25 protein-coding genes, 1 pseudogene and 1 riboswitch are annotated in these 25,274 nt (G+C 62.9%); of the genes and pseudogenes, 18 read left to right on the forward strand and 8 right to left on the reverse strand.

The features are described from left to right. The first annotated feature begins 80 nt into the window (after window positions 1-80). The 4 genes from E1748_RS16670 to E1748_RS16685 all read left to right on the forward strand — a co-directional run bounded on the left by E1748_RS16670 (window position 81) and on the right by E1748_RS16685 (window position 5,443). Window positions 81-1,592, forward strand: coding sequence for an NCS1 family nucleobase:cation symporter-1 (locus E1748_RS16670; RefSeq protein WP_133648285.1), 1,512 nt, complete (start codon window positions 81-83; stop codon window positions 1,590-1,592). 102 nt (window positions 1,593-1,694) lie between these two features. Further along, complete coding sequence (gene hydA, locus E1748_RS16675) at window positions 1,695-3,155, forward strand: dihydropyrimidinase (RefSeq protein ID WP_133648286.1); 1,461 nt, start codon at window positions 1,695-1,697, stop codon at window positions 3,153-3,155. A gap of 179 nt (window positions 3,156-3,334) precedes the next feature. Continuing rightward, window positions 3,335-4,558, forward strand: coding sequence for an aromatic ring-hydroxylating oxygenase subunit alpha (locus E1748_RS16680; RefSeq protein WP_133648287.1), 1,224 nt, complete (start codon window positions 3,335-3,337; stop codon window positions 4,556-4,558). Between the two features lie 93 nt (window positions 4,559-4,651). Continuing rightward, window positions 4,652-5,443, forward strand: coding sequence for a hypothetical protein (locus E1748_RS16685; RefSeq protein ID WP_133648288.1), 792 nt, complete (start codon window positions 4,652-4,654; stop codon window positions 5,441-5,443). Between the two features lie 5 nt (window positions 5,444-5,448). Here E1748_RS16685 and E1748_RS16690 read toward each other — a convergent pair whose 3' ends face one another. After that, window positions 5,449-5,967, reverse strand: coding sequence for a MerR family transcriptional regulator (locus E1748_RS16690; RefSeq protein WP_133648289.1), 519 nt, complete (start codon window positions 5,965-5,967; stop codon window positions 5,449-5,451). Between the two features lie 69 nt (window positions 5,968-6,036). On the opposite strand from E1748_RS16690, the gene E1748_RS16695 reads away from it, so the two are divergent. After that, a complete protein-coding gene (locus E1748_RS16695) occupies window positions 6,037-7,302 on the forward strand; it encodes an NADH:flavin oxidoreductase/NADH oxidase family protein (protein WP_133648290.1) in 1,266 nt (421 codons plus the stop codon). 70 nt (window positions 7,303-7,372) lie between these two features. On the opposite strand, the gene E1748_RS16700 is transcribed toward E1748_RS16695, so the two are convergent. Together E1748_RS16700 and E1748_RS16705 are read right to left on the reverse strand one after the other, a co-directional pair. Beyond that, window positions 7,373-7,801, reverse strand: coding sequence for a hypothetical protein (locus tag E1748_RS16700; protein ID WP_133648291.1), 429 nt, complete (start codon window positions 7,799-7,801; stop codon window positions 7,373-7,375). Between the two features lie 283 nt (window positions 7,802-8,084). Further along, window positions 8,085-9,224, reverse strand: coding sequence for a hypothetical protein (locus E1748_RS16705; protein ID WP_133648292.1), 1,140 nt, complete (start codon window positions 9,222-9,224; stop codon window positions 8,085-8,087). A 167-nt stretch (window positions 9,225-9,391) separates the two neighbouring features. Here E1748_RS16705 and E1748_RS16710 point away from each other — a divergent pair, with 167 nt between their 5' ends. After that, window positions 9,392-10,759: a DUF2252 domain-containing protein gene (locus E1748_RS16710; protein ID WP_133648293.1), complete on the forward strand. Its 1,368-nt coding sequence runs from the start codon at window positions 9,392-9,394 to the stop codon at window positions 10,757-10,759. 40 nt (window positions 10,760-10,799) lie between these two features. Here the strand turns inward: E1748_RS16710 and E1748_RS16715 are convergent, their stop codons facing one another. The 3 genes from E1748_RS16715 to E1748_RS16725 all read right to left on the reverse strand — a co-directional run bounded on the left by E1748_RS16715 (window position 10,800) and on the right by E1748_RS16725 (window position 13,503). Beyond that, complete coding sequence (locus E1748_RS16715; RefSeq protein ID WP_133648294.1) at window positions 10,800-11,057, reverse strand: hypothetical protein; 258 nt, start codon at window positions 11,055-11,057, stop codon at window positions 10,800-10,802. A gap of 95 nt (window positions 11,058-11,152) precedes the next feature. After that, a complete protein-coding gene (locus E1748_RS16720) occupies window positions 11,153-12,487 on the reverse strand; it encodes an APC family permease (protein WP_133648295.1) in 1,335 nt (444 codons plus the stop codon). A 173-nt stretch (window positions 12,488-12,660) separates the two neighbouring features. Then, a complete protein-coding gene (locus tag E1748_RS16725; protein ID WP_133648296.1) occupies window positions 12,661-13,503 on the reverse strand; it encodes a carbon-nitrogen hydrolase family protein in 843 nt (280 codons plus the stop codon). Between the two features lie 130 nt (window positions 13,504-13,633). Between E1748_RS16725 and E1748_RS16730 the strand changes: the two genes are divergently transcribed. The 3 genes and pseudogenes from E1748_RS16730 to E1748_RS16735 all read left to right on the forward strand — a co-directional run bounded on the left by E1748_RS16730 (window position 13,634) and on the right by E1748_RS16735 (window position 16,544). Then, a complete protein-coding gene (locus E1748_RS16730; protein WP_133648297.1) occupies window positions 13,634-14,449 on the forward strand; it encodes a response regulator transcription factor in 816 nt (271 codons plus the stop codon). 328 nt (window positions 14,450-14,777) lie between these two features. After that, window positions 14,778-14,891, forward strand: a pseudogene (locus E1748_RS32095) (ESPR domain-containing protein); the annotation flags it as partial. A gap of 66 nt (window positions 14,892-14,957) precedes the next feature. After that, a complete protein-coding gene (locus tag E1748_RS16735; RefSeq protein ID WP_240766665.1) occupies window positions 14,958-16,544 on the forward strand; it encodes a YadA family autotransporter adhesin in 1,587 nt (528 codons plus the stop codon). Window positions 16,545-16,666: 122 nt separating this feature from the next. Here the strand turns inward: E1748_RS16735 and E1748_RS16740 are convergent, their stop codons facing one another. After that, window positions 16,667-17,227, reverse strand: coding sequence for a histidine phosphatase family protein (locus E1748_RS16740; RefSeq protein ID WP_133648299.1), 561 nt, complete (start codon window positions 17,225-17,227; stop codon window positions 16,667-16,669). A gap of 27 nt (window positions 17,228-17,254) precedes the next feature. After that, window positions 17,255-17,397: riboswitch (cobalamin riboswitch) on the forward strand. Between the two features lie 39 nt (window positions 17,398-17,436). Between E1748_RS16740 and E1748_RS16745 the strand changes: the two genes are divergently transcribed. The 3 genes from E1748_RS16745 to E1748_RS16755 all read left to right on the forward strand — a co-directional run bounded on the left by E1748_RS16745 (window position 17,437) and on the right by E1748_RS16755 (window position 19,576). Next, window positions 17,437-17,646 (forward strand): CbtB domain-containing protein, encoded by a 210-nt coding sequence (locus E1748_RS16745; RefSeq protein ID WP_133648300.1) that lies wholly within the window; start codon window positions 17,437-17,439, stop codon window positions 17,644-17,646. Between the two features lie 12 nt (window positions 17,647-17,658). Further along, the gene (locus E1748_RS16750; protein WP_133648301.1) at window positions 17,659-18,393 is read left to right on the forward strand and encodes a CbtA family protein; all 735 of its coding nucleotides are present in this window, start codon (window positions 17,659-17,661) and stop codon (window positions 18,391-18,393) included. Between the two features lie 292 nt (window positions 18,394-18,685). Next, window positions 18,686-19,576: a class I SAM-dependent methyltransferase gene (locus E1748_RS16755; protein ID WP_205965251.1), complete on the forward strand. Its 891-nt coding sequence runs from the start codon at window positions 18,686-18,688 to the stop codon at window positions 19,574-19,576. A 56-nt stretch (window positions 19,577-19,632) separates the two neighbouring features. Here the strand turns inward: E1748_RS16755 and E1748_RS16760 are convergent, their stop codons facing one another. Then, window positions 19,633-20,520 carry a LysR substrate-binding domain-containing protein gene (locus E1748_RS16760; RefSeq protein WP_240766667.1) on the reverse strand — a complete coding sequence of 296 codons (888 nt, stop codon included), beginning with the start codon at window positions 20,518-20,520 and terminating at the stop codon, window positions 19,633-19,635. A 105-nt stretch (window positions 20,521-20,625) separates the two neighbouring features. On the opposite strand from E1748_RS16760, the gene E1748_RS16765 reads away from it, so the two are divergent. The 6 genes from E1748_RS16765 to E1748_RS16790 all read left to right on the forward strand — a co-directional run bounded on the left by E1748_RS16765 (window position 20,626) and on the right by E1748_RS16790 (window position 25,270). After that, complete coding sequence (locus tag E1748_RS16765) at window positions 20,626-21,258, forward strand: LysE family translocator (protein ID WP_133648303.1); 633 nt, start codon at window positions 20,626-20,628, stop codon at window positions 21,256-21,258. A gap of 2 nt (window positions 21,259-21,260) precedes the next feature. Next, window positions 21,261-21,644 carry a cupin domain-containing protein gene (locus E1748_RS16770; protein ID WP_133648304.1) on the forward strand — a complete coding sequence of 128 codons (384 nt, stop codon included), beginning with the start codon at window positions 21,261-21,263 and terminating at the stop codon, window positions 21,642-21,644. A 433-nt stretch (window positions 21,645-22,077) separates the two neighbouring features. Then, window positions 22,078-22,683 carry a glutathione S-transferase family protein gene (locus tag E1748_RS16775; protein WP_133648305.1) on the forward strand — a complete coding sequence of 202 codons (606 nt, stop codon included), beginning with the start codon at window positions 22,078-22,080 and terminating at the stop codon, window positions 22,681-22,683. A gap of 197 nt (window positions 22,684-22,880) precedes the next feature. Beyond that, on the forward strand, window positions 22,881-23,078 hold the full coding sequence (locus E1748_RS16780; protein WP_133648306.1) for a hypothetical protein: 198 nt from the start codon (window positions 22,881-22,883) through the stop codon (window positions 23,076-23,078). A 94-nt stretch (window positions 23,079-23,172) separates the two neighbouring features. Continuing rightward, window positions 23,173-24,579 (forward strand): FAD-containing oxidoreductase, encoded by a 1,407-nt coding sequence (locus E1748_RS16785; RefSeq protein WP_133648307.1) that lies wholly within the window; start codon window positions 23,173-23,175, stop codon window positions 24,577-24,579. Between the two features lie 112 nt (window positions 24,580-24,691). Beyond that, entirely contained in the window at window positions 24,692-25,270 is a 579-nt protein-coding gene (locus E1748_RS16790; RefSeq protein ID WP_133648308.1) for a TMEM175 family protein, read from the forward strand. Window positions 25,271-25,274 lie beyond the last annotated feature (4 nt).

Consider the following 25,274-nt stretch of genomic DNA (forward strand, 5'->3'; position numbering starts at 1 on the left):
ACCGCACGCCTCGCGTGCTCCCGCCGGACGCGCCGCATTCATGACGGCGCGCCGGCTTTTCGACGATGGGAGATCTTTCGATGAATCAGTCCGCGGTACCCGGCGATTCGCCATTGCAGGCCAGTGTCCAGGACAGCGCGCTCTACAACGACGACCTCGCGCCGACCGGCAGCACGCAGCGCACGTGGCGCTGGTATCACTTCGCTGCGTTGTGGGTCGGCATGGTGATGAACATCGCGTCGTACATGCTGGCAGCCGGCCTCACCGAGCAGGGCATGTCGCCGTGGCAGGCGGTGATGACCGTGCTGCTCGGCAACGTGATCGTGCTCGTGCCGATGCTGCTGATCGGTCATGCGGGCGCGAAGCACGGCATTCCGTACGCGGTGCTGGTGCGCTCGTCGTTCGGCACGCAGGGCGCGAAGCTGCCGGCGCTGCTGCGCGCGATCGTCGCGTGCGGGTGGTACGGCATCCAGACGTGGCTCGGCGGCAGCGCGATCTATACGCTGCTGAACATCCTGACCGGCAACGCATTGCACGGCACGGCGTTGCCGTTCATCGATATTTCGATTGGCCAGGCCGCGTGCTTTCTCGCGTTCTGGGCACTGCAGATTTACTTCATCGTCAACGGCACCGATTCGATCCGCTGGCTCGAAAGCTGGTCCGCGCCGATCAAGGTCGTGATGTGCATCGCGCTCGTGTGGTGGGCGACGTCGAAGGCGGGCGGCGCCGGTTCGATGCTGTCGACGCCGTCGCAGTTCGTCGCCGGCGGGAAGAAAGCAGGGTTGTTCTGGGCGACGTTCTGGCCGGGCCTCACCGCGATGGTCGGCTTCTGGGCAACGCTCGCGCTGAACATCCCCGACTTCACGCGCTTCGCGAAAACGCAGCGCGACCAGATGATCGGCCAGGCGATTGGTTTGCCGCTGCCGATGGCTTTGCTGTCGGTGATCTCGGTCGTCGTCACATCGGCGACGGTCGTGATCTACGGCCAGGCGATCTGGGATCCGATCGATCTGACGAGCCGTATGACCGGCATCGGCGTCGGCCTCGCGCTGATCATCCTCACGCTCGACACGATGTGCTGCAACCTCGCGGCGAATCTCGTCGGCCCTGCGTACGACTTTTCGAGCCTGTGGCCGAAGGGCATTTCGTACCGCACCGGCGGGATGATCACCGCGACGATCGCGATCGTGATGATGCCGTGGAAAATTCTCGCGACCACGCAGGGCTACATCTTCACGTGGCTCGTCGGCTATTCGGCGCTGCTCGGGCCGGTGGCCGGGATCATGATGGTCGACTACTTCCTGATCCGTCGCACGGAACTCGATCATCGCGAACTGTTCGACGAGCGCGGCGAGTATGCGTATGTCGGCGGCTGGAACATCGCGGCGGTGGTCGCACTGGCGATCGGTGTGCTGCCGAATCTGCCGGGGTTTCTGAACACCGCGTTTCCGGCGTCGTTTCCGAATGTGCCGGATGCGTTCAAAAGCCTCTACACGTATGCGTGGTTCGTGGGGCTTGCGCTGGCCGCGCTGGTGTATGGGATCTGGATGAAGTCGGCGGGGAGTGCGCGGACGCGGGTGGCGCGGGCTTGAGCATGCGCGTGCGATGCCTCGCATGACGTAACGAGCAACACGTAGGTACACAGACGACGCTGCGCAATCTGCGCAGCGTCGTCGCACGGAGAGAGAGACATCATGGCAACCCTGATTCGCGGCGGCACCGTAGTAGACGCCAACCGTAGCTATCGCGCGGACGTGCTGTGTCACGACAGCGCATCCGGCGGCACGATCGCGCAGATCGGCGCCGATCTCGATGCGCCGGCCGGCGCGACGATCGTCGATGCCGGCGGCCAGTACGTGATGCCCGGCGGCATCGATCCGCACACGCACATGGAACTGCCGTTCATGGGCACGCGCGCCAGCGACGATTTCTTCACCGGCACGGCGGCGGGACTCGCGGGCGGTACGACGAGCATCATCGATTTCGTGATCCCGTCGCCGCGTCAACCGTTGATGGCCGCGTTCCAGGACTGGCGCAGCTGGGCCGAAAAAGCCGCGTCCGACTACGGCTTTCACGTCGCGGTGACGTGGTGGGACGACTCGGTGTACCGCGACATGGGCACGCTCGTTCACGAGCACGGCGTGTCGAGCTTCAAGCATTTCATGGCCTACAAGAACGCGATCATGGCCGACGACGAGGTGCTGGTGAACAGCTTCTCGCGCGCGCTCGAACTCGGCGCGCTGCCCACCGTGCACGCGGAAAACGGTGAACTCGTATTCCGTCTGCAGCGCGAACTGCTCGCGCGCGGCTTCACCGGACCGGAGGCGCATCCGCTGTCGCGACCGCCTGAAGTGGAAGGCGAGGCCGCGAATCGCGCGATCAGCATCGCGCAGGTGCTCGGTGTGCCGGTGTATATCGTGCACGTGTCGGCGAAAGATGCGCTCGATGCGATCGTGCGCGCGCGCAGCGACGGACATCGTGTGTTCGGCGAAGTGCTGGCCGGGCATCTGGTGATCGACGAATCGGTGTACCGCGATCCCGACTGGCATCGCGCGGCCGCTCACGTGATGAGCCCGCCGTTTCGCGCGAAGGAACATCGCGATGCATTGTGGGCTGGTTTGCAGGCCGGTCATCTGCATACGACGGCCACCGATCACTGCGTGTTCTGCGCCTCGCAGAAGGAAATGGGCCGCGACGACTTCACGAAAATTCCGAACGGCTGCGGCGGCGTCGAGGACCGGATGGCGGTGCTGTGGCATCACGGCGTCAACGCGGGGCGTCTGACACCGAACGAGTTCGTGCGCGTCACGTCGACCAATGCCGCGCAGATCTTCAACCTGTATCCGCGTAAAGGCGCGGTCGAGGTCGGCTCGGATGCGGATCTCGTCGTGTGGGACCCGCAGGCGTCGCGGACGATCTCCGTCAAGACGCATCATCAGAACGTCGACTTCAATGTCTTCGAAGGGATGACCGTGCAGGGCGTGGCGACACACACGGTGTCGCGCGGCGAACTCGTGTGGGCCGACGGCGAGCTGCGTGCGCAACGCGGCGCGGGACGCTATCTGAAGCGGCCGCCCAATGCCGCGTATTTCGACGCGGTGCGGGTCGCGAACCGGCGTCGCGAGGTCGAGCCGGTCGTGCGTAGCGGGGGCTGAACCGCGGGCGGGGCGGGTGCGTTTGATGTGCAACGGAGGAATCGGGAGAAGACCCCGGCGCCTGGGTGAGTGCAGATCCCAGGCCCCGGGGAGCGTGTGCATCGAGTAAACTGTCGGCCCAGGCCAGAGATCATCCGTGGGCCAGGCCGCCCACCCCGCTGTACAAGGAGGCTTCTCCCGTGCATGCAGTTCCCCCGCTGGAAGGCAGTGCAACCGGTTCTGCCCCCGAGACGTCCGAGCGCGATCTGCGCCGCGTCGATATTCATCCCGATCACTGGTATCCGCTCGCATGGTCGCGTGAGGTTCGCCGCGGCAAGGCGCACGGCGTGACGTTTGCCGGCGAGCCGATCGTGCTCGTGCGCACCGAGTCGGGCGCGATCTTTGCGCTCGAAGACCGCTGCGCGCACCGTCAGGTGCCGCTGCATGGCGGCGTGGTCGACGGCGAGTCGATCCGCTGCTGCTATCACGGCTGGACCTACGACTGCACCGGCCGCTGTATCGACGTCCCTTATCTTGGGCGCGAGCGTTTGCCGAACGGCGTGCGTTCGTACCCGTGCCGCGAAGTATCGGGACTGATTTTCGTATTCCCCGGCGACCCCGCGCTCGCGGAGCAGAGTCCGCTGCCGAACCTCGATGCATCGAGCGACCCCGCGTACAAGACGCGGCGCTTCGGCCGCGAAGTCGCGTGCCATTACTCGTTCATGCACGAGAACCTGATGGACATGAACCATCAGTTCCTGCATCGCAAACAGATGGGTCAGATGCGCGCGCGTTCGCTCGGCCGGCGTCGCGGCGACGACTGGGTCGAAGTCGATTACACGTTCGCGCGGATGGAAGGACAGCAGCCGGTCGGCGAGGCGATCATTTTCGGGCAGAGCCGTCAGGGCACGTCGGGTAACGACAAGGACGTGATGACGATCCGCACGCAGTATCCGTACCAGACTCTGCGTATCGTCAACTCGTCGAAGACGGTCGTGATGGATCTGTGGATCGTCTACGTGCCGCTCGACGCGGAACAGCGCACGAACCGCACGTTCGGGCTGCTGTCGGTGCGGCGTCCGCGGGTTGGTGTGCTGCTCGATGTTGCGTGGCCGCTGCTCGTGTGGTTCACCGAACGCATTTTCAAGGAAGACCGCTGGATCGTCGAGCGCGAGCAGGAAGCGCACGATCGCCAGGGCGCGGACTGGAATCACGAAGTGTTTCCGGTGATCAACGAACTGCGTTCGCTGCTGCGCGAATGCGGTGCGCCGGAACATGCGATGCCGTTCGCGGCGTCGCGTGGCGGGCCTGCGCATCGGCGGATTCCGATTGTTCCGATCGAGGTTGTGCCGCATGATGAGGCGCGGGCTGGCGAGCTTGAGTCGGTTGAAGCGGCTACTGCTGCGCAGACGGCCGACGACTGACGTTCTTTGCTTTGCGTCCTGCCTGTGTGTGCGATTCGCGTGCTGCGATTTGCACGACAGGCAGGACAGTCTCTCTCCCGGGCGGCCACCTCCATGCAGATCGATGCTATCGACTTCCGGAACCCCGATCCTTCAAAGCCATTCAGGCCAGTCGATACATTCAGCTGCAGGCGCCTTGCCAATCCAGATTCGCTGCAGGAGGTTCTGGCCTTCCTGGACGAACTGCATCGGACCGAGCCTGGGTTCCGCTTCCTCTGCACGCTCGACGATCTGAATCAATGCTGCTACACCAGCGGCCACGCTCAGCAGCACGAACACATCGACATCGACATCGACTACGACGGGATCGATTTCGATAACCGGGACTCGGTTCACGCGTTCGATGCAAAGCGTCTCGCACACGTGGCCGCGCAACTGCAGAACCCTCAACTGCGGCTGACATGGGAAGACGTGCCCGGCACATTGACCACCGCCGACGAAGACATCGACGCACTGGTCGCGATGAACCGCGAACCATCGAACGTGCTCGACGACGTCGTGTATGTGCAGCGGCTTCCGGTGCCGTCCGACGATCTGCTGATCGCCGGCTTGCCCAACGGTTATTTCGTCAGCGACTGGAACGTGTTCCGGAATCACGCGGTGATCCGGCGCATGCAGGAGCAGCACGGCTATCGCTTCTTCGGGATCGGTGCGTCGTGGCTCGGCTTCGTGCGCGAGCAGCCGTTGCAGCCGGAGCAGGCCGAACATCTCGTCGCAGATCTGTCCACGCTATATGGTTGCACCGGCGAAGCAACGGGCGATGCGTGGCACGAACTCGCGGAGATCGTGCAGGGCGGTTCGACGTTATTGCTCGGCTATACGGAGAATTTCGCGGAGTCGGTGTGATAGGACTAGCGCTGGGCGAGACCGTTGCGAACAGTGCGCACGGGAGCAGCAGGCGCACGCGGCCTGGATGGCTTGCGCGGCTGACCCGGCTCCGGCTTATGCGACGAAACCCCCGGCGCCTCGACACACGCCCCCGTCTCCGCGTGCGTACCCTTCACAATCCCCGCACACGTCCCCGTCTCACGCGCATCGACCACCAGCGCACGCAGCCGCTGCAATTCGCTACGCTGTGCGCGCAGCGTAGCCATCGACTGCGCGATCTCGTCGAGCCGCTTATCGAGTCCGCACAGCAGATTGTCGGCCGTCAACGTTTCGGTGCTGGCGAACGCATCGCGTAGCGTATCGAGCGAAAAACCCAGTTGCTGCGCATTCCGGATCAGACGCAGCCGTTCGATCGCCGCTTCGGGATAAACGCGGTAACCGTTCGGGCCGCGCGTCGGTTCGGGCAGCAGGCCGCTCTGTTCGTAATAACGGATCGCGGAGGGTGCAAGGCCCGTTTGTGCCGCCAGTTCGCCGATTTTCATCGCCCTTGACCTTCAAGTTGACTTGAAACCTAGTATAGCGGTGTCATCGTTATTTCCGGGCTTTCAGCTATGGCTTCCTCCCTTGCTTCCTCCCTTTTCACCCCGCTGCGTTTGCCGAACGGCACCACGCTTGCGAACCGCATCGCCAAGGCGGCGATGGAAGAGAATATGGCCGACCCCGGGCAGCTGCCCGGTCCGACGCTGTATCGGTTGTACCGTGCGTGGGCCGACGGCGGCGCGGGTCTGATCATTACCGGCAACGTGATGGTCGACGGCCGCGCGCTGACCGGTCCGGGCGGCGTCGTACTGGAGGCGGGCACGTCGCTGGAGCCGTTCATCGAATGGGCGCGCGAAAGCCATCGCAAAGGCGCGAAGGTGTGGATGCAGATCAATCATCCGGGGCGTCAGGTCAGCGCGGATCTGGGCGGTGCCGCGTGGGCGCCGTCGGCGGTCGCGCTGGAGCTCGGCAAGTACAGCAAACGCTTCGCGCAGCCGCAACCGATGACCGACGTGCAGATCCACGAGACCATCGAACGCTTCGCGACCACGGCGGCTGCAGCCGAGCGCGCGGGATTCGACGGCGTCGAGATTCATGCGGCACACGGCTATCTGCTGTCGCAGTTCCTGTCGCCGTTAACCAACCGACGCACCGACGCGTGGGGCGGCAGTCTCGAGAACCGCGCACGTCTGTTGCTCGACGTCGTGCGCGCGGTGCGCTCGCGCGTGTCGCCGGGCTTCGGTGTCGGCGTGAAGCTGAATTCAGCGGATTTCCAGCGCGGCGGTTTCTCCGAACAGGATGCGAAGCAGGTGATCCTGTGGCTGAACGAACTGCCGGTCGATCTCGTCGAGCTGTCTGGCGGCAGCTATGAAAGTCCCGCGATGCAGGGACGTGCCGCCGACGGTCGCACGCTCGAACGCGAAGCGTACTTTCTCGCGTTCGCGAAAGAGCTGGCTACTGTGGCGACGATGCCGCTGATGACGACCGGCGGCGTTCGTCGCCGTGCGGTTGCGGAAGCGGTCGTCGACAGCGGCGTGGCGATGGTCGGCATGGCGACCGCGCTTGCGCTTGCCCCCGATCTGCCGGCGCGCTGGCAAGCGGGCGGCAATGATACGGTCGCCGCGCAATCGGTAGGCTGGAAGGACCAGATGATGGCTGCGCTCGCGCGGATGGCGCTCGTCAAGCGTCGGCTGCGCGCGCTCGGTACAGGACGTGCCGGTCGAAACGCAGCGGCGTACTCGGCGGCGTTCACGCTGGTGATCGATCAGCTACGCACGCGCAAGCTGACGCAGCGCTACCGGCAGTGGAACGGCGGCCGAGGGAACGTCGGCCTTTAACGTGACGCGGCTTCGAGCGATCGAAGCCGCGTGTTCCACCATCAACTGCTAGCGGCAATGCGCGACGGTTTTAACGCGTCCCCGCGCTACAGCAGTACGCGAGCAGAAACGTCGCGGTGCCGGTGCTGCTGCCCACGATGCTGCGCATGTCGGTGTTCAGCTTCGCGAGCGCGGCCGTCGCCGGATCGGGGGCGGGCAGCTTGTCGGTGTTGAAGTCGTGCACCGCGATGGCAACCGTCTTGCCGTCTTTCGTTTTCGGGGCCGCGAGCGCGCGGTCTTCCGCCGCGAATTTCTGTTCGCGTGTCGCCACTGCGCCGACCTGGCCGCTGCAGTATCCGTGCGTTCCCGACATCACGTGAATGGTGTGGCCGTCGCCGCTCAGGCCGGCCGCGATCGTGTTCAATGCGGCCGCGACGTCCCGGACGTTGCATGGATCGTGAAATCCCCAGATCTGTACTGCGGTGGGCGTCGTTTTCGTGAGGTTGACGAGTGTCGCCATGGTGCTTCTCCTTGCGGTCTTTGAGCATCGGGAATGAATCTCGAGACAGAGGAGGCGATCGCCGTGCAGTTGCCGGTCGATTACGTTTCTCTGCCACCGCGTCGGCCTTCGCTCGAATCGAACGGCTCGGGTTCGCGGATGATTCAACACTAATCGCTCGATCCGACGCGAGAAATAGACTGCTCGTCATGCTTCGCGTGGTGTCGTTCTTCACGGGACGTGCGATCGGCCTGTGCTCTCACAAGGCGATCTCTGGACCCGGCAACGGTGAGAGACAATGCGTCTAGCGTGCGGGAACCTGCGCTGCCCGCGCCGACAACACGTTTGCCGCCGGGACGAATGTCCCTTGCGAATTCACGAGACCAGCCGGTTTGCCATCGGCATCCTGCAGCCCGGAGTTGTACGAGTAGAAGAACATCGGGCCAACCGGCGCGCGTTGACTCAGGTCGTCGAACGCATCGAGCATTGCTTTCATCCCGTCGCTTGCGGTTTGCCCCTTCTGGTTAGGGAATTTCGTGGCGTCCGTGAATCCCCATTCAGTGATCCAGAACGGTGTGTTTCGGCCGAGCGCCCATATGTCCTGACGCAGCAGCGCGGTCGCGCCTGCGCCGGGATCGCGCGGCGACGCGTAGATGTGCGTGCCATAACCGTCGACGCGATACCCGGTGTTGTCGAGATAATTGAAACCATCGACGTTGCTCAACATCGCAACCGCATGCGCCGGGTTCGGAAGACACTGCGGCGGCTTGCCGGGCGCCGTATAGCCATGCGCGATTCCGAACGTCACGATCTTTGCCTGCGGATAGTAACGAGGGTCGTGCAGCATCGTGGCACCTGTCTTCAGGAATTCGCCATAGCCCTTCAACCAGGTATGCAACTCATCGGGGCTGGCGCTGTGTCCATTCGGAACATCGGCGTCGTAGTAGTACGTGTCGTCCTCGTTGCCGAATTCCACTGCGTCGATGGACAGATTGGCCGCTCTCAACGCGTCAAGCAGGCGGCGGAATCGTTGCGAGAATCTAGCCAGATCGATCTGGCTGAGTTTCTTTGCTCTCCAGCCGTGATCGTTCATCGGCAATGCAACGTCGTAGTCTTCGTCCATCTGAAGGATGTTGACCAGGACCTTCAGGTCTTGCTGTTTCGCCAGCCGAACCTCATCGACAAAATTGATCACGGCCTGTGCCGATCCCGAACTCGGTCCGTCGCGAAACCAGCTTGCATGAAGCGTGCGAATGTCTTTCAGCGTCTTTTGCCGAACGGCTTCGTCTTGCATGCTTAACCCCGAGCGATCGATGCCGATCTCCGGAATCTCGCGAGCAGCGGTGCGCGGTGTGGCTTCCTGTGCGAATACAGCTGCTGGTCCCGTCGACGCCAGCAACGCGCCGAGCAAAAGGAATCTGCCGTATTGCTTTGAGAGCGTCATGAGGTTTCCTGCCGGTAGTTCGAAATAGCGGGCTGCAGTATTCACGCGACTATAACCCTCAGTACCCCGTCACGCCGTTGTCATCCCGCGCTGCTTGAATGACGCAGCCATCATAAGAAACCGCAAGGAGCGACCGTGTCGCTCCTTTTCTTTATCCGAGGAAGACAATGAAAAAATCGTGGATCGCGCTGTCCGCCGCTGCCTGTCTGCTGGGCTCAGTTTCTGCGCATGCGCAGACCTCGCGCACCAGCTGGGTGGTGACGCAAATCTATAACACCAACCATCCGTTCGCGGCCACGGACAGCACCGATCTCGCGACGAAAATGTCGACGATGGCCGGCGACGCATTCTCGTTCTATCGCGGCACCGATCACATCTTCTATCAGGACATGAAGACGCTGCCCGCGTCGAGCTACACGACCACGCAGACCGGTTACACGTGGATCGGCGGCGACGCGCATATCAGCAATTTCGGCGCGTGGCAGGACAGCGGCGGCAACAACGTGTTTTCCGTCGACGACTTCGACGAAGGCTATCTCGGCCAGTACGTGTGGGACCTGCGCCGACTCGCGACCAGCATGGTCCTCGCGGGCCGCGCGAACGGCATCGCGGACAGCGACATCACGACCGCGATCAAGACGATGGTCGGCGCGTACATCAGCGAGATGAGCGACTTCAAGGGCAGCAACGACGAACTTAGCTTCCAGCTGAAGAACGGCAACACGTCGGGTGCGGTGCAATCGACGATCGGCGATTCGAAGGACGATAGCCGCTCCGATCTACTAAGCAAATACACACAGGTGACGAACGGCGTGCGCGCGTTCCAGAATATCGCCGGCACGCTGGTCGCGGTGAACAGCACGACGTACAGCAGCATCTCGGCGGCGATGAGCAGCTACATCAGCACGATCGCTTCGTCGAAGCAGTACGCGACGAGCTACTACAAGGTGAAGGACATTCACCAGAAGCTCGGTTCGGGCGTGGGCAGTCTCGGCAAGCTGCGCTACTACGTGCTGATCGAAGGACAGTCGACGTCCACGTCCGACGACGTGATTCTCGAAGTGAAGCAGGAAACCGCGAGCGCCGCTGCGGTGGCGAGCAGCAACGGGCAGACGTTGTCGTCCGCCGACGGCAGCAACGATGGTGCGCGCGTCGCGTTGACCAACAAGGCGCAGACGCTGAACGCCGACGTGCTCGTCGGCTACGCGACGATCAACGGCATGACGTTCTACTTCCACGAGAAGTCGCCCTTCGAGGAAGATTTCGACTATACGAAGCTGACCAGCGCGGGCAAGCTCAATACCGCCGCGACCTATCTCGGGCAGGCGCTCGCATCGGCTCACGCGATCTCGGATCAGGACTATAACAGCGCGATCGTCAGCTACAGCATCGACAAGCAGATCACCGATGCGGTCACGAGCACCAGCGGACTGGCATCGGAGATTTCGAGCTTCGCGTTCAGCTATGCAGCGCAGGTGAATCTGGACTGGCAGTCGTTTGTCGGTGCTTATAACGCTGGGACGCCGTTGTATTGAACGGGGTGTGGGGGCGAGGGTTTTCTTCGCCCTTAACCCTTTAGCGTTGGTCTAACGCCACGCGCACCAGTGCCACGAACTTCGCTCTTTCAGCCGCCGTGTTGACGGGGTACCGCTCAAAGACATCCCCGGCACGCAGATCGGCGTAAAGCCCCGTCGGGTCTTCGTGAAAATGCAGGAACGCTTTACCGCGTCGATAAAATACGCCGCGCGATTTTTCGCTCAGGCCCGGCAGTTCGCGCAGGAGGCCTAGCGTATTGTCGAGTTGATCGAGTGAGGCTGAACCGGCGTGCTTCATCGTTCTCTCCTGGAGTCTGCGCGCGGTGGCACAGAAGCATCACGAGCGGCGCCGCCTCCCAGGCCGGCACCGCCCGTCACGATATCACCCGCAAATCAAATCGCCACCTCCGGCGGTGCCTGCCGGAACAGCCGCGTAATCCAGCACAGATACAGCAGCCCCAGCACGAACCAGATCGCGCCCAGGACGAGCGCCGTCTTCTCTAGACTCACAAGCAACCAGATATCGGCGACTGCGCCGATCAGCGGAAACACCAGCCCGCCGATGAAGCCGATCCGCTTGTCGCCATGTTCGCCAGACAGATAGATACGCACCACGCACAGATTCACCGCCGTGAACGCGAGAAACGCACCGAAGTTGATGAACGACGTCGACGTCGCGACGTCGAGCTTCAACGCAATCAATCCGACGATGCCCGCGATCGCGATGTTGATCGCCGGCGTCTTGAAGCGCGGATGGATGAAACCGAACACACGCTTCGGCAGGATTTCGTCGCGGCCCATCGCGTAGAGCAGTCGTCCGACGCTCGCCTGCGCGGAGATCCCCGACGCGAACTGCGCGAGGATCAGCCCCGCGAGAAACACGCTGACGAAGATGTCGCCGCCGATCATCTTCGCGACTTCGAACGCGGCCGAATCGGTGTCCTTGAACTCGACGCCCGGATGCGCGAGCTGCATCGTGTACGACGCAATCACGAAGATCGCGCCACCGATCAGCGCGATCAACAGGATCGCGCGCGGCATGTTCTTCTTCGGATCGATGGTTTCCTCGGTGAGCGTCGACACCGCGTCGAAGCCGAGGTACGAGTACGCGGCGATCGCGGCGCCCGCCATCGTCGACGACAGCGGCACGTGCGGCCGGAAGAACGGTTCGGCTGCGGCGATGCCGCCGGGGCCGGCTGCAGCGGCTGCATAGTGCCAGCACAGGCCGACGAACAGCGCGACGATCGCGAGCTGCACGACCATCAGCACGATGTTGAAGCGCGCGGCGAGTTCGATACCGACGATGTTCAGCGCGCTCGTCAGCACGATGAACGCGACGATCCAGATCCACACGGGCACGTGCGGAAACGCGGCGTTCAGATACGCGGCCCCGATCAGCCAGATCACCATCGGCAGGAAGAAGTAGTCGAGCAGCGTCGCCCAGCCGATCATGAAACCGAGGTGCGCATTGAACGTCTTGCGCGTGTACGTGTACGCGGAGCCGGCCACCGGATAAAGCCGCGCGAGCTTGCCGTAGCTCAATGCGGTGAACGCGATTGCGATCAGCGCGAGCAGGTAGGCGAGGGCGGCGGTATCGTCGCTGGCTTTCGCGAGCACGCCGTACGTGCCGTACACGATCAGCGGAGCCATGTACGCGAGGCCGAACAGCAGCACAGACGGCAGGCCCAGCGTGCGTTTCAGATGCGGTTGATCTTCCCTGTCTTGCATGATGTCTCCTGAGCCTGCGGGCAGGCGTGAAACGCTCTCTTGCGGAGCGCGGCCCCGAATGGGCGCGATACGACGACGGCTTGAACGGGCCGCGCCAGGAGGCGCGACCGACGGAACAGCAGTGAAGCGCTACTGAAGGTGCAGCGTTGAATCACGAAACGTGAGTGTGCGGATTAATCCCGACGACGGCGCGGTTCGATCACGAGCGAGCGCGAACCGTCGTCGTGTTCGACGCGGGTGAGTGCGAGCGGCACCCGTGCGTCATGCAGATAGCGATAGTGTTCGCGGCTCGCTTCGAGCAGCGAGCGATCGACGTTCACGCGCAGCACCGTTTCGTCGGCACCCGCGACCGCAGCGATTTCTCCCGACGGCTCGACGAGCGCGGATTCGCCGGGGAAGGTCAGGTTGTCGTCGCCGGGGCCGCAGCGGTTCACCATCACGGCGAACATCTGGTTTTCCATCGCGCGCGCGGCGATCGCGCGGCGATGCACGGGGCCGAACGGATCCATGTTGCCGTTGGTGACGACGAGCAGGTCCGCATCGAGCGATGCGAGCGCGCGGGCGCCTTCGGGAAACTCGATGTCGTAGCAGATCTGTAGACCGACCGTGAAGCCGTTCCACAGGCACGTGTCGTAGCGCTCACCGGGCGTGAACACGCCGACATCCGACGCCCACAGATGCACCTTGCGGTACTTCAGTGCGATCGCACCGCTGCTATCGATCAGCACCGTCGTGTTGTAGAAGCGGTCGCCGTCGCGTTCCGCAAAACCGACCGCAGCCGCGACGCCGGCTTGCCGCGCGGCATCGCGCACAGCAGTGAGCGTGGGGCCGTCGAGCGTCTGTGCGACGTCGGCGACGTTGTCGCGGGTCGGAAAGCCCGATAGCGTCGCTTCGGGAAACACGACGAGCTGCGTGCCGCCGGCCGCATCCGCGCGATCGATTATTTCAACGACCTTACGCGTATTGCGTTCGAGGCCGCCGTCGACGAGCGCGAGTTGCGCGAGTTCTACCTGCATCGTCTGTCTCCTTGCGGTTGCCGTGCGCCGGCGCGGATTGGCCCGGGCGCACGCGATGTCCTTCGGCGCATTATCGGCGTGTTATTTTTGTTCGCAAATCACCCACGTGGGTTACCTCAACGGAGAACGGATGGAGCTTGAATGGCGCGATCTCGCGTTTCATCGAGAGATTGGCTCGGCCATCGACGCGCTCGACAGCCCGCATTTCTGGGCGCGTCTGACGAGAGTACTCGAGCGGCACATCGGCTTCGACAGCTGGGTGGCGCTGCGTTTCGCGCGTCACGCGCCGCCGTTCGTCTGCGCGGAGCAGGCGATGCCGGACGGGCAGATCGACCTGATGTTTCAGGACTATCTCGCGGCGCTTTATCAACTCGATCCGTTCTATCTCGCCGCGTTCGAAACGCACGCATCGGGCTTCTATACGCTCGCGGACGTCGCGCCCGACAACTTCCGCATGACCGAGTACTACCTGCGCTATTTCCGCAAGAACATCGTCGGCGATGAGGTGCATTTCAATGTCGTGATCGATGCGGATCACACGATGGGTTTTTCGCTCGGTTGCACGCGGCGTTATCACGAACGGGAGATTGCACTGCTGACGCTGTTCGCGCCGTGGGTGCTCGCGTTGATGCAGCAGCGGCTGCGACACGAAGAATTCTGTGCGGTGCCGGAGCGCGCGGCTTCGGCCGGTGCCGAACTGGTGGATTTTCCTGCGCGCGTCGGTGCATTGTCCGGCAAGCAGGGGCGCGGCACGCTGACCGCGCGCGAGATCGAAGTGGCAATGCTGTCGCTGAGCGGCTTCTCGTCGCGAGCGATTGCGGAGAAGCTCACGATCTCGTTCGAGACCGTGCGCGCGCACAAGAAGCATATCTACGCGAAGCTCGGCATCGGTTCGCAGTCGGAACTGTTCGCGTTGTTTTACGAGCCGGCGGGTAAGGCCGATTGAGCGGCGCGTGATGCGCGTGGACGCGCGCTTCGGTTTTGTTCAATTCATGGAGTGCGTCTGGCCGGATCGATTCGCGTCGATCCCGGCCGCGTTTTCATTTGCGAGTTCATTGCCGTATGAAGATATTCGAAATGAAATAAATAAAACAGATGTATCTGGAGTTATTCGACTCGTGTTATTTGTTGATAACTGTTAATCAAGGTGGTATGTCACGTAGGTTCACAAACAAAAATAAGATCCCTGCTAGTTTTAGAAAATAAATCGTAATCCGACGATGCCTGTCTGAAAGGCGTTCGCGTTATTTATTTTCTAATAAAGGGAGGGGACTGTGAACCGCTTGTATCGGTCAATGTGGAATCCGGCACTGGGCGCCTGGGTTGCTGCTTCGGAGCTTGTTCGTGGGCGAGGGAAATCTTCGTCGGGGCGCTTGAGATCGGGATCGCCTTCGCGACGCTACTCGCTTGCTATCGTTCGCGTGGTTTTGCTGTTTTCCGGGAGTGGCTTGAGCGTGAATCTCGCGCTGGCGCAGACTGCGCCTCCGGCGAGTAACAGTGGGTATTTCGCTGCATTTCATGGTACCGCTGGCGTGATTATTGATGCCAATGGTACGCATACAGAAAACCCATCTGATGGGAATTTTTCTTTTTCAATTGGAAATACTGGGGATGGAAATGGGTATTTAGAGAGCGCGAATAATGTAAGCAATGCAGTGCAGATCGTTGGCCTTAATAATGGCACATTGGCCATTAAATCTTCCAAGGTCGAAATCAACGCGACTGTCGATATGAAGGGGCATCTGATCACCGGTCTTATGCCGGCCACGGTAAGTCCGGATAGCACGGACGCAGTGAACGGTGCGCAGCTGTCGTCGCTGTCCACTTCTGTTTCGACGGGTATCGGTTCGTTATCGACGGGCTTGAGTACAGCCAACGGCGATATCGGTTCACTGTCGACTAGACTGGGTACAGCGAACAGCAACATCGGTTCGCTATCTACCGGCCTGAGCACGGCCAACGGCAACATCGGTTCACTGTCGACCGGTCTAAGTACTGCCGCCAGCAACGTCAGTTCCTTATCGACCGTCGTCGCCGATTCGGTGCAGTACGACAGCCCCGATCACACGAAAGTCACGCTGGGCGGCGCCAACTCACAAAAGCCTGTAGCGCTTGCGAATGTCGCCGACGGCGTCCAGCCGACCGACGCCGTGAACGTGTCGCAACTGACGTCGCTGTCCACGTCGACCTTGGCGGGTATCGGTTCGCTGTCCACAGCGCTGGGTACGACAAACAGCAACGTATTGTCGTTGTCGACGTCGGTCGCGAACGGCATGAGTTCGCTGTCCACCGGACTGAGCACGACCGGCAGCAACGTATCTTCGTTGTCGACGTCGATCGCGAACGGCATGAGTTCGCTGTCCACCGGCCTCAGCACGACCGACGGCAACGTGGCGTCGCTGGCCACCTCTGTGTCGACGGGCATCGGCTCGTTGTCTACCGGCGTCGCAAACGTCGGCGCGCAGCTTTCGTCGCTATCGACGGGTATCTACGAACGTGTCGAGCAGATCAGAACCGCCAACGGCGTGGCTGCCGACATGAAGGGCACCGGCGCCGACAAGCCCACCGTCACCGCCGGTGCCAATTCGGCGGCGATCGGAGCGAATTCGAACGATGGCGGCCGCCGCAATGTCGTCTCGATAGGCAATGCCGCGCAGCAACGGCAACTCGTCAACGTAGCGGAAGGCACGCAAGCCACCGATGCGGTCAATCTCGATCAATTGAACCGGGTCACGTCGGACGGAATGCGGCAAGCGAACAGCTACACGGACAGGCGCATCGCCGGTGTGCAACAGAGCATCGATCAAACCGCGCGCAACGCATACTCGGGTATCGCGGCGGTGACTGCGCTCAGCATGATTGGCGATGTCGACAAGGACAAGACGATTGCGCTCGGTGTAGGTGTCGGCACGTATCGTGGTTACCAGGCGGTTGCGGTTAGCGCGACCGCGCGCCTGACCGATAACCTGCAAGTCCGGGCCGGCGCGGGGGTGACCAGCGGTAGCAGCGCGGCGGGCGTGGGGGCGACGATGCAATGGTGAGCATGGCGATCGCGCAGGTGAAGTCGCGAGACGAGGCTCCGTCAATTCGCGATGCGACCCGACCGCAACCGCAGCAAAGCGACGCCGCAGCGTAGCGTGCGCGATCCTTCAGCGCACGCACGCTACGCACCAGGCCACCACACCCAACCACGCATCGAACGCCGCAGCTCCACCCTCGACAGCGGCCCGATTTCGATCCGCATGCCTGCAGCGAGAGGGATCTTCAGCGTATGCAGCACAGCCGCGCGAATCACCACCGCATGCGTGACCGCGACGACGAAAGGGACGTCGTCGAGTGCATCGAGCCATCGCGCGACGCGTGTCGCTACCGCAGCGAACGATTCGCCGCCGGGCACGACGGCGTCGGGGTCGGTGCTCCATGCGGACAGCGCGGATGGATCGGCGTTTGCGACATCGGCGACACGTTGGCCGCGCCAGTGGCCGTAGTCCATATCGGCGAGCGGGGACGCAGGCTGTGCAGCGAGGCCGAGCGCGTCGGCTGTTTCGCGTGCGCAGAGAGCGGGGCTGACGAATACGGTCGCATCGCGCGGCACATCGAACCGCTCGCGATACGCGTGCGCGTCAGCGATGCCGCGCGCGTCGAGCGGATCGTCCGATGGAAAGCGGCCCGCGCGCATCGCCGCGGTGGCCGCGTGGCTCACGAGCCAGAGCCGTGTGTGCATCACATCGTCCCTTGTAAAGCGCTTCACCGTAGGGCGGCACAGCGAGGTTTAACGCGTAGAATACCGTCACCAAAGCAAGGAAGCCGGTGCAAGCCCGGCGCGGTCGCGCCACTGTAATCGGTTCATCGACGAACCGGAAGCCAGACCCTAGCTTTGCGTCCTCTCTTTCCAACGACTATCGGGGCGCGCAACCCCAGGAGAAGTCCGTCATGACCGATGCTGTTTTCCAACCGGCTGCCCAGCCGGCACCCATCCCGCTGCGTGAGCTGTTGCCGTGGTTCGTCTTCGGCGGTCTGCTGCTGTTGCTGGCGATCTACTTCGTCGGCGCGGAAGAAGGCGCGACATCGCTGATTCCCGGCATGTATGTGCACGAGTTCGTGCACGACGGCCGCCATCTGCTCGGCTTTCCCTGCCACTGACGGAGCATTGCGATGACAGGTCGATTGTTGATGCGCGGGATGCTCGTAGGCATCGCCGCAGGATTGCTCACGTTCGGTTTCGCGAGGATCGCGGGTGAACCGCAGGTAGATCGCGCGATTTCGTTCGAAGAAAAAGCCGATGCGGCGAAAGGCGAAGCGCCCGAGCCGGAACTCGTCAGCCGCCATACGCAGGCAGGGCTCGGTCTGCTGACCGGTTGCGTCGTGTACGGCGCAGCGGCGGGCGGATTGTTCTCGCTGGTGTTCGCGTATGCGTACGGCCGCGTCGGCAAGCTCGGCGCACGCGCGTTGTCCGCATGCCTGGCGCTCGCGGCGTTCGTGTCGATCGTCGTGGTGCCGGGGCTCAAATACCCGGCCAATCCGCCATCGGTCGGCGACCCGGAGACGATCGGCTATCGGACGGGCCTGTACTTCCTGATGATCGCGATCTCGCTCGCGGCGACGGTGTTCTCGCTGAAGCTGCGGCGTCGCGCGGCGGCGCGCTACGGCGCATGGAACGGCGCGATTCTCGCGGCCGGCGTGTTCATCGTCATCATCGCGGCGGTGCAGGCCGGACTGCCGTCGATCAACGAAGTCCCCGCTGCCTTCCCGGCCGTGCTGCTGTGGAAATTTCGCATGGCCGCGCTCGGCATGCAGGCGATTCTGTGGACGACGATCGGGCTTGGATTCGGCGCACTCGTCGAAGCGGGACGTCGTGGGGCGAGTGGGGTGCTGGCTGTGGGGCGGTGAGGTTGAAGCGCTTCGCTGGGGGCTGCATCTACGGTTAAGCGGATGTGCTCACGCAACCCGGCGAGGCGCTAGCGAATCACGATGTTGAACCCTTGGTCGAATCATCGCGTCAGGCGAGGCGGGCCTTGTTTGAGCGAAGGCCCGATGATACCGTTCGAGCGCCGGCCGGATCGACTACCAAAACGCACGCGCAAACTCGACACACGCGAGTGTCACAACCAGTTCATCCTGGTCCAGTCTGATTGCCCCGGTTAAGCTATCTCTCCGGCTGAAAAGCCGATGCACATTCTTAGTGACCGTTGCAGTCAAAACTTTCCCCAAGATGATCAAAGAACTCGCGACTTTTGAAAATTTCAGCGAATTGGGCTACCTGCTCGCCAATGCAGATCTTGCACAGGAAGCGTTGAGAAACCCGATGTTCACGGGATTCGCACACTTCGTCAGATACGGGCAGAACGAGCAAAGGATGCAGTTCAAGCCGACGATGTCCGATGCCGAGATAGATCGCGCGTTGCTGGACAACAGTATCCCGGCGCCGGACAAGCTGAAAAACGCCCATCTAAACCAGAGCAATCTGGTTCTCGAGCTTGGAAATCACGAGGGCATGAGCGTGCTCGAGATCGGTAGCCGCGAGGTCACCGGAGTATCCAATGCCAAAAGTCTGTTCACCAACGCGAAGTACACTGGATTCGACTACTACCCGGGAAATAACGTCGACGTGGTGGGCGATGCCCACAAGCTTTCCACGTACTTCGACAAGGAACAGAAATTCGACCTGATCTATTCGACCGCGGTGTTCGAGCATCTGGCCATGCCTTGGGTCGTCGCGCAGGAAATATCGAAACTGCTGAAGGTCGGCGGAATGCTGTTCATCGAGACACACTTCTCGTACTCGTCGCATGAACGTCCGTGGCATTTCTTCCAGTTCAGCGACATGGGACTCCGCGCATTATTTTCCCCGGCGCTCGGCTTCGAATGTATTGAAGCCGCGATGGCGAACCCGATCACGGGGAAGTTCTCGTCGCTTGCCGATCCCTATCTGCGCGGTCAATGGGTGCAGGGGCTGTATTGTCATAGCCAGTATCTGGGCGTGAAGCGTCGCGATGTTCAATCGGTCGATTGGGACGGTGTTGCTATCGACGACATCGTGAGCGGAACGGCGTATCCCGCCCCCCGCGCCTGAACGCACGTCATAAGCTCGCGCTGTGGTGGATCAAATCACTCCGTTGATCCACCTCATCAAGCCGCAGCCGCCCGATGCTGCTTCAACAACCCATCCCTGACGAACTGCGCGAGTTCGCGCGCGACCGGACTGCCGCCATGCTCCGGCAGGTAGAGGCTGATCGCGAACGGCGGCAACTCCGGTAGCTTCGCATCCGCGCCGAGGATGTCGAGATCGGCCGGAACCGTCGACACCAGCCATGCGGTGATCGCGAGGCCGGTGCGCACCGTCGCGGTCGTCGCTTCGATGTTGCCGCTCTCGAACACTGTGCGCCATTCGATGTCGTGCTCGCGCAGCGCGTCGAGCACGCTGTCGCGAAACGCGCAGGTGTCGGTGACCATCGAGATCGGCAGCGGCCGCTTCAGGTGCGCATTGCCGCCGCGTGCGCCGACCCACACCAGCCGTTCGACCCGCAGACATTCGCCGCCCGCATGGGTCGCGGGCTCTTCGACCACCGCGAGGTCGAGCGATCCGCGCGCGAGCCAGTCCGCGAGTTCCGGCGACGAGCCGCAGACGATCGACATCTCCACATTCGGCCACGCCTCGGTGAACGCCTTGAAGATCGGCGAGAAACTTGCGCCGACCAGGTCGTACGGCACGCCGAGCCGCACCTGTCCTGCGAGCGGCCGCGCGGCCATGTCGGCCCAGATCTCGTCGTTCATCCCGAGCAGGCGCTTTGCCTTGCCGAGAAAACGCTCGCCGACCTGCGTCAGTTCCAGCTGACGCCCGACGCGTTCGAACAGGCTGGAGCCGAACGATTCCTCGAGCCGCTTGATCTGCTGGCTCACTGCGCCCTGCGTGAGGTGCAGCGTGTTCGCGGCGACCGTCATGCTGCCGCGCTCAGCGACGGCGACGAACGTGCGGACAAGAGAGATATCGAGGTTGTGGACAAGGTTGCGTGCCATCGTCGCATTATAGAAGCTAATACATGGCATCAGAATCTTTCGATTTTCTAATGATGGCCGGCTGGCTACAGTGACGTCTCTTTGGGTTACGTCAGCGTGTCCGCCATGTCCGTGCTTTCCTCCGTGTCTACTGCAGGCGCCGGTTCGCTTGCGCCGCTGCTCCTGTTCGTCGTCGTCGCGACGATCACGCCGGGCGGTGCAACCGCGCTCGCGACGGCGTCCGGCTCGCGCTTCGGCTTTCGCCGTTCGATTCCGCTGATGGCCGGCATCGCGGTGGGTCTCGCGTCGCTCGCGGCCGCATCCGCCGCCGGCCTCGCGAGCGTGCTGCTCGCAGCCCCCGCGCTGCAGACGGCGATGAAGGCGATCGGCAGCGCGTATCTGCTGTGGCTCGCGTGGCAGATCGCGCGCAGCGGGCCGCCGGATCTCAGGCGCGGCGCGCAGGCCTCCGCGATGCCGACGACGCTCGTCGGCGGCGCGTGTCTGCTGTGGCTCAACCCGAAAGGCTGGGCGATGGCGCTCGGCGCGGCCGCGTCGTTCGCGATGCTCGCGAACGGGCCGCTGCACCTCGCGCTGCTGCTCGCCTGTGCGTTCGGCGGCAGCGCGCTGGTGTCGATGGCGCTGTGGTGCGCGGCCGGCGTGCTGCTCGCGCGGCTGCTGCGTACGCCGCGTCAATGGCGAACCGTCAACACGGTACTGGGCATCCTGCTCGCGGTATCGATCATTCCGATGTGGAGATAAGCATGAGTAAAGCAGGATTCGCGGAAGCGTTCGATCTCGCGTCCGCATTCGATGACGTGACCGACTACTGGTCGCCGAAAGTCGTCGCGCAGGTCAACGATCAGTACATGAAACTCGCGAAGGTGAAGGGCGAGCTGACGTGGCATAGCCATCGCGACGAGGACGAGCTGTTCTACATCCTGCGCGGCCATCTGCGGATGGAATACGAAGGCGGTCGCGTGGTCGAACTCTCCGAAGGGATGGTGCATGTCGTGCCGAAGGGCGTGCTGCACAACCCGGTCGCGCACGACGAGTGCTGGATCGTGCTGATCGAAGCGGTATCGACCCGCCATACCGGCGACGTCCAGACGCCGCTGACGCGATCGATCGAGGAGCAGTTGAAGTAACGGGAAGCAGGGGCCGTTCCGCGCGACGCGATGCTGCAGCGTGCCGGCCGCGCAAAGAATTTTGTTGTGTCGTGTCGAACCGGCGGATCGCCGTTCGTCGTGCAACGAAAGCGCGCAAATCGCGCTTCGGACGACGAACAGGAGGCGGTCATGCACGGCGCGACGAAAAGGCGAGGGAAGGGGAGTCGAACGGGTATCTCCGTGCGTACTTCCGCGCGGCATCCCACGCGCACACGTACACGCACGCCGCGAAGCCACGCCGTGACAGCAAGACTCGCATCGCCGTCCCGCTCCGCCATCGCCACGCAAGCACGCCGTAATACACCGAGCCTTGAGCGCGACGCGCAGGAATGCGACACTCGCGAAGCCGCTTCATCGCGGCTTCGCGAGCCGGCGTTCCCCGGCGATCCTCTTCCTTATCTGGAGCACGAAGATGCAGTTGATCGGCATGCTGGACTCCCCTTACGTGCGTCGCGTCGCAATTTCTCTCGGCGTGCTCGGCTTGCCGTTCGAGCGTCACAACGTGTCGGTGTTTCGCGACTACGACACGTTCGTGAAGATCAATCCGGTCGTGAAGGCGCCGACGTTCATCGAGGACGACGGCACGTTGCTGATCGAGTCGTCGCTGATCCTCGATCATCTGGATTACAAGGTCGCGCCGGCAGAGCGGCTGATGCCCGAGGACCCAGCCGCGCGGCTGCAGCTCGTCGGCTTCGCGCTCGCTGCCACGGAAAAAGCCATGCAGCAGGTGTACGAGCGCCACTTGCGGCCCGTCGAGCGGCAGCACGAACCGTGGGTGGACCGCGTGAACACGCAGATGCACGCGGCGTACACGCAGCTCGAGTCGATGATCGCGAATCGCGAAGGCTGGCTGTGCGGCGAACGGCTGATGCAGCCGGACATCACGATCGCGGTGGCGTGGCGCTTCACGGACTTCATGCTGCCGGGTGCGCTGGATCCGGTCCGCTATCCGGCGCTCGCAGCGTTGTCGGCGCGCGCGGAGGCGCTGCCGGAGTTCATCGCGACGCCGCTCGACTAGGCGTCGAACCCGCGCCGGCGGGCGTGCCGAGCGTCCGCCACGCACGGTCCGCCGCGCTGCCGGCGATTGTTCGCTTCACGCGACAAGTGACTTCGTATTCCGCCCATTTATCTGCGGGCGCTGGGTTCCTAAAATGCTCTCATCGAAACGTCATTTGCAGCGCAGCGCCGAAGCGGCTCCGCGCGATGGGAGCGGCCATGAAGGATCTGATCGAACGACAGCTATATCACCCGGCACTCGTGCTGCCGATGGTCTCGCTCATGCAATTGATGGTGTCGCAGGATTTCAATCTCGGGCAGGTGGGTTTCATGGTCGCGACGCGCGGTGCTCAGGCCGCGTTGCAGCGCTCGCGCCGGCTGTTCCATCACGGCGACTGCGGCGATTGCGCGGCTTGATGCGCGGTTCACTGATGACAATGCGCAAGCGCACAGGAGCTATCCACATCGAGGCGTAAGATGACGCGGAGCCAACAGCTTCGGGAGATCGGTCATGCCTCGGCATTTCGACGCGGTAGTCATCGGCACAGGGCAAGGCGGCGCGCCGCTTGCCGCGCGCCTCGGTGAAAGCGGCAGAACGACGGCGGTCGTCGAGCGCGCGGCGTTCGGCGGCACCTGCGTCAACGTCGGTTGCACGCCGACCAAAAGCTATGTAGCGAGCGCGCGTGCCGCGCATGTCGCGCGGCACGCGGCGGAACTGGGTGTGCAGATCGGCGGCCCGGTTCATGTCGATCTGGCAAAGGTGAAGACGCGCAAGGACGGCGTCGTGGCCGAGTCGCGCGACGGCGTGGAGAAATGGCTGCGCGGCACGAAGAACGTGACGGTGTTCAACGGGCATGCGCGCTTCACCGGCCCGCACACGCTGCGCGTCGAAAACAACGACGGCACGACAGAAGACCTCGAAGCCGACGAGATCTTCATCAACACGGGTACGCGCGCGGTGGTTCCACCGGTCGAAGGACTCGAGCGCATCCGCTATCACACCAATTCCTCGTTACTCGAACTGACTGAGTTGCCCGATCATCTCGCGATCGTCGGCGGCAGTTATATCGCGCTTGAATTCGCTCAGGTGTTCCGCCGTTTCGGCAGCCGCGTCACGGTGCTCGTGCGCGGCGATCGGATACTCGCGCGCGAGGACGAGGATTTCGCGCATGGCGTGCAGTCGGTGCTCGAACGCGAGGGGATCGTGTTTCGCTTCGGCGCGGAGCCTGCGCGCGTCGAGCCGCTCGCGGTCGACGGCAGCGGCGTGCGCGTGAGCTTCGCAGCAGGTAGCAGCAGCGGCGAACCCGTCGACGCGAGCCATCTGCTGTTCGCCACCGGCCGTCGTACGAACACCGACGATCTCGGCCTCGACGCGGCCGGCCTCGCGACCGACAGGCACGGCATGATTCCCGTCGACGGCCAGTTGCGCACGCGCGTGCCCGGCATCTGGGCGATCGGCGACGTCAACGGTCGAGGTGCATTCACGCATACGTCCTACGACGACTTCCAGATCGTCGCCGCGAATCTGCTCGATGGCGGTAAGCGCAGCGTCGACGATCGCATCATGGCGTACGCGGTCTATGTCGATCCACCGCTCGCACGCGTAGGGCTATCGGAGAGCGACGTGCGCGCGAGCGGCCGTCCCGCGTTGATCGCGACGATGCCGATGTCGCGCGTGGGCCGCGCACGCGAGCGCGGCGAAACGGACGGCTTCATGAAGGCACTCGTCGATCCGCAGACGAAGCGCATTCTCGGCGCGGCGATTCACGGCATCGAAGGCGATGAGGCGATCCACACGTTCATCGACATCATGACCGCCGATGCGCCATACACCACGCTGCAATACGCGATGCACATTCACCCGACGATCAGCGAACTGATCCCCACGTTGCTCGACAGACTAAAGCCACTCGAATAACGAGATGAAACGGGTCGATGCCGCACGCCGAGCGGCATCGACAACCCGCCCGCGCATCGCCGATAATCCCGTCACCCGCGCGCAATGCGCCAACCGACAGGGAACCCGGCAGATGGGCAAAGGACGACTCGAAGCCTTCAGCGATGGCGTGATCGCCATCATCATCACGATCATGGTGCTCGAGCTGAAGGTGCCCGAAGGCATCGGTCTCGACGCATTGCGTCCGCTGATTCCGGTGTTTCTCGCGTACGTGCTGAGCTTCGTTTATGTCGGGATCTACTGGAACAATCACCATCACACTTTTCATGCGGCGCAGAAGGTCAACGGCGCAGTGCTGTGGGCGAATCTGCATCTGCTGTTCTGGCTGTCGCTGTTTCCGCTCGTCACGCACTGGATCGGCGAGAGTCATCTCGCGTCGTGGCCGACCGCGCTGTACGGTTTCGTGCTGTGCATGGCGGCGTTCGCGTACTTCATCCTGATTCACGTGCTGATCCGTAGCCACGGACGCGACTCGACGATTGCGAAAGCGGTCGGGCGCGACATCAAGGGCAAGGTGTCGGTCGTGATCTATCTGGCGGGCGTGGTGCTCGCGTTCGTCGAGCCGTGGATATCGGTAGGGCTTTACACGTTCGCCGCTGTGCTGTGGTTCATTCCGGACCGGCGCATCGAGCGCGTGGTACAGGAGGATTGACGTG

The sequence above is a fragment of the Paraburkholderia flava genome, assembly GCF_004359985.1.
GTDB classification, from domain to species: Bacteria; Pseudomonadota; Gammaproteobacteria; order Burkholderiales; family Burkholderiaceae; genus Paraburkholderia; species Paraburkholderia flava.